Origin of the sequence: thiotrophic endosymbiont of Bathymodiolus puteoserpentis (Logatchev) (genome assembly GCF_900127505.1) — a bacterium.
Taxonomy (GTDB): domain Bacteria; phylum Pseudomonadota; class Gammaproteobacteria; order PS1; family Pseudothioglobaceae; genus Thiodubiliella.
In genome coordinates this window covers 1-3,118 of record NZ_UEXF01000011.1, presented here as the reverse complement: position 1 = coordinate 3,118, position 3,118 = coordinate 1, and the positions used below count along the sequence as shown (strand labels likewise).

At 33.2% G+C, this 3,118-nt stretch carries 5 protein-coding genes; 4 read left to right on the top strand and 1 reads right to left on the bottom strand.

What is annotated here, in order from left to right:
• From BHECKSOX2_RS00985 to BHECKSOX2_RS00970, 4 genes are all read left to right on the top strand, one after another.
• Nucleotides 1–450: transposase (locus BHECKSOX2_RS00985; RefSeq protein ID WP_139682099.1), on the top strand; the 450-nt coding region annotated here is incomplete at its 5' end.
• 234 nt (nucleotides 451–684) lie between these two features.
• The gene (locus BHECKSOX2_RS00980) at nucleotides 685–2,052 is read left to right on the top strand and encodes a hypothetical protein (protein ID WP_139682098.1); all 1,368 of its coding nucleotides are present in this window, start codon (nucleotides 685–687) and stop codon (nucleotides 2,050–2,052) included.
• Nucleotides 2,049–2,222: a transposase gene (locus tag BHECKSOX2_RS00975; RefSeq protein ID WP_139682097.1), complete on the top strand. Its 174-nt coding sequence runs from the start codon at nucleotides 2,049–2,051 to the stop codon at nucleotides 2,220–2,222. The genes BHECKSOX2_RS00980 and BHECKSOX2_RS00975 overlap by 4 nt, the downstream gene beginning before the upstream one ends.
• 267 nt (nucleotides 2,223–2,489) lie before the next feature.
• Complete coding sequence (locus BHECKSOX2_RS00970) at nucleotides 2,490–2,618, top strand: integrase core domain-containing protein (RefSeq protein ID WP_139682096.1); 129 nt, start codon at nucleotides 2,490–2,492, stop codon at nucleotides 2,616–2,618.
• A 73-nt stretch (nucleotides 2,619–2,691) separates the two neighbouring features.
• On the opposite strand, the gene BHECKSOX2_RS00965 is transcribed toward BHECKSOX2_RS00970, so the two are convergent.
• Entirely contained in the window at nucleotides 2,692–3,000 is a 309-nt protein-coding gene (locus tag BHECKSOX2_RS00965; protein ID WP_139682095.1) for a site-specific integrase, read from the bottom strand.
• Nucleotides 3,001–3,118 lie beyond the last annotated feature (118 nt).

Sequence of the window (3,118 nt, the reverse complement as noted above, 5' to 3'; positions counted from 1 at the left end):
GCCAGTCATGATAAAAATATTCACGACTCAAAAACCTTAAATGTTGCCATAAGCCATGCTAATAGCAACAGAAACAAACCCATCAAACAAGCGGTATGCGACCGAGGCTATGTTGGTGCAAAGGTAGTGCTCGGTGCAAACATCATCCTGCCTAAAAAAGCCCTTAAGCGAGACAATCGTTATCAACGAGACAAAAAGCGCAAACTGTGTAAAAGACGCGCAGCGATTGAGCCGATTATCGGACATCTTAAATCAGATTTTAGACTCTCTAGAAACCTACTCAAAGGGCAAGTTGGTGATGAGATTAATGTTTTAATGGCTGCCTGTGCTTGGAATTTGAGAAAATGGCTGGTGATAGCCACTATTTTTTTGTTTTGGCAAAAACTGGGCTTATTTTTTGTAAAATACCTAAGGTTTTTTGTGGTGCTGGATAAAAAGCAGTTTTGTTGATTTAGATGGTTGGCAAAATGGGGGGTTTTGGTTTGGTTGGAGTGAGTTTTTAAGGGGCGACTACTTAAGCTACTGCTCTCCTATAAACATTTAAGTGATTCTGTTGGTGAAATTATTGAGAATGACTCGAATTTAATATTATCCTTCTTTGAAACTTCGCTTGACCCAAAGAATCTCTGTCATTGTATTGTGGTTCAACCATATTTAAACTTGTTGAAGCGTTTTAATATTCCAGTGGATGATATAGAAGTGCGGTTTCAGTCGCCTGATTATGCACTTTATGACCTTCTGACAAATAATGAATGTAGAGAAAAGAGTATAACAAAGTTAACTTCATCCTATTCTAAAGAAGACTATGATAAATTTTTCCATCAGATTCTTAAAATTTTAAAAACCATTGAATGTCGTTTAGAATGGGAAATCAATCAAATCCCTTTCATATTGAAAGAGTTGGCAAGTCGAAACTCAAATCTATTCTATGAAGTTGTCAGGCATTACCTAGAGCAAGGTGATTATCTAGAAATAAATCATTGGGTCGTTGTACCTAATCTCTTATCTACATTAGGTACAGCAAGAGCATTTTCCGTTTTAAACACGCCTGAATATCCATCAAAAAACAAATGGCTTTTTAGTTACTACCAACACCTTCCTATTGATGATATTCAGTTAAAAGATATAAGCGCTTTATATGATCTCTATGAAGAGTCCAAATACAAATACTTTATCGGTGATATTGATTATCTGTTGAAGTATGAATCTATACAGAAAGGATTTGTAACTGATATTGTTCAAATTATTATCAGAAGGGCAAGAGTGTTTCCAGAATTTGCCCATTCGCTTTTTTCAATGTTTCAACCTTCCACAGAAATAAACAAAACTCTAAATTTAGTGTCTTTAGGTAAGTTCAACCTGCTTGAAGAGGCATATATCGCACTAGATAGAGTTAAACAACATTTTATAGATTATAACGGAAAAACATTATCAATAATCCTTGATAATGACCCTACCTTTATAGATAAATATTTAGAAGACAAATTCACTAGAGAAGTATGTCTAATGCATTGCGATGATAATCGAGACTACTCATTTATATGGTTGCGTAATGATTATATGGATATTATGCAGCGAGTCACATCTATTGTGTTTGAAAATGTGCGTGATAATCATCGATACTGTGATTACTACGAGTCATTTTATAACAAGAGTGTAAATCCACAAACCGATGACTCTATTTTAAATAAACAAAATAACTATCTCCTTAAAGAGATTGAATGTAAATCTGATAAAAATGATTATATGCAATTTTTATTTTCTTTAATTACGAGTTTTCCACTACAACGAAAATTGATCTTTTATACAGCGTTCTTAGAAAAAAATAAAAAACTTGATGATTTCAAAAATCTCCCCTTTGAGTCTACTAGTATAGATTTCTCAAGCAGTGTAGTTCCAATGTCGCAAGAAAAAATTGACTTTTATGAGAAAGTTACTGAGTTATGTAATTCGGTAACCTTATTAGAGCATCGGAAATTTATAGAGTCAAAAATCAGAGGTATGAAGGTTCTGATTCAATATCAGGAAAAAAAAGATTTTACTGAGGAGTGAATGTCGTTGAGCGTACCTTCGGTACCCTCAAACGCACTTATGGCTTGGCAAGAGCTCGTTATATTGATTTAGAAAAAGTTGCCAGTGAAGTTAATCTGAAGAAAGCCATTGCTTACAACTTAGTTAGGGCAGTAAATGTTTATATTAACAAGGAAGTGAATATAATCTAGGGATTATTACGTCTTTTTTTTGGAAATAGTGCAAAAATAGGTGAAAAATGAGTGTTTTATGGCTTATATTGATGATTTTTTTGATGATTGTGGTTTTTGTAAATTATTTTACTTTGAAAAGTTAAGTTTTTTAGAATTTTGATTTTTAATGATTGGGTTTGGGTCTTATGCAGTGGTCTTAGTGTGATTTTGGGAATATAAAAATTCGCTATTTTATGGGCTTGATAAATTATATTGGGTTAATGCAGTGGTCTCAAATGGCTAAACATGCATATTTTTGATTCGATTGAACACGCTCAATCGTTAGCAACTCAATGGATGTGGGTATATAATAACATACGACCTCATAGTGCAATTGGTGGCATTCCACCAAGAAAGTTACTTGATGCGATTTAAATAACGGAGATTCTATTTTTAGCAGGCGTTAGAAATGGAAGGGTTGCAAATTTAATTCAATTTTATTTTTGAATTACAACAAATCTATAGCTCTCCTCATGTCGTCCATGTCAGGATGCACATAGCTAAGTGTTGTGTATACACTACTATGCCCAAGAAGATTTTGTACTGTTTTAATATTGGTTTTTGTGTTATTGGCTAGTTTAGTTGCAAATGCATGTCGAAAACGATGTGCAGAAACTCTTAAATTTAGTGTTTTAGATGTTTTTACAAAAAAACGAGCCACATGCTCCTCATTCATTTTATTTGCAAAGTAACGATGGTTTATCAAAGTAATATTAAATATTTGATTGTTTTTATTTCGATCAGTGTCAATATGCATGGTTTTTTGCCTTATTAATAAACCCTAATCCAAAAATAGAAATCAAAAAAACACACAAACCCCAACTGGTATAATGATTTCAACCAAAAAACCGCTTCACCCATTGGGTGAAAACACA

Excerpts from the sequence above, each read along its gene's own strand:
- BHECKSOX2_RS00965 (WP_139682095.1), bottom strand. The coding sequence starts at position 3,000 with ATGCATATTGACACTGATCGAAATAAAAACAATCAAATATTTAATATT.
- BHECKSOX2_RS00970 (WP_139682096.1), top strand. The coding sequence starts at position 2,490 with ATGCATATTTTTGATTCGATTGAACACGCTCAATCGTTAGCAACTCAA.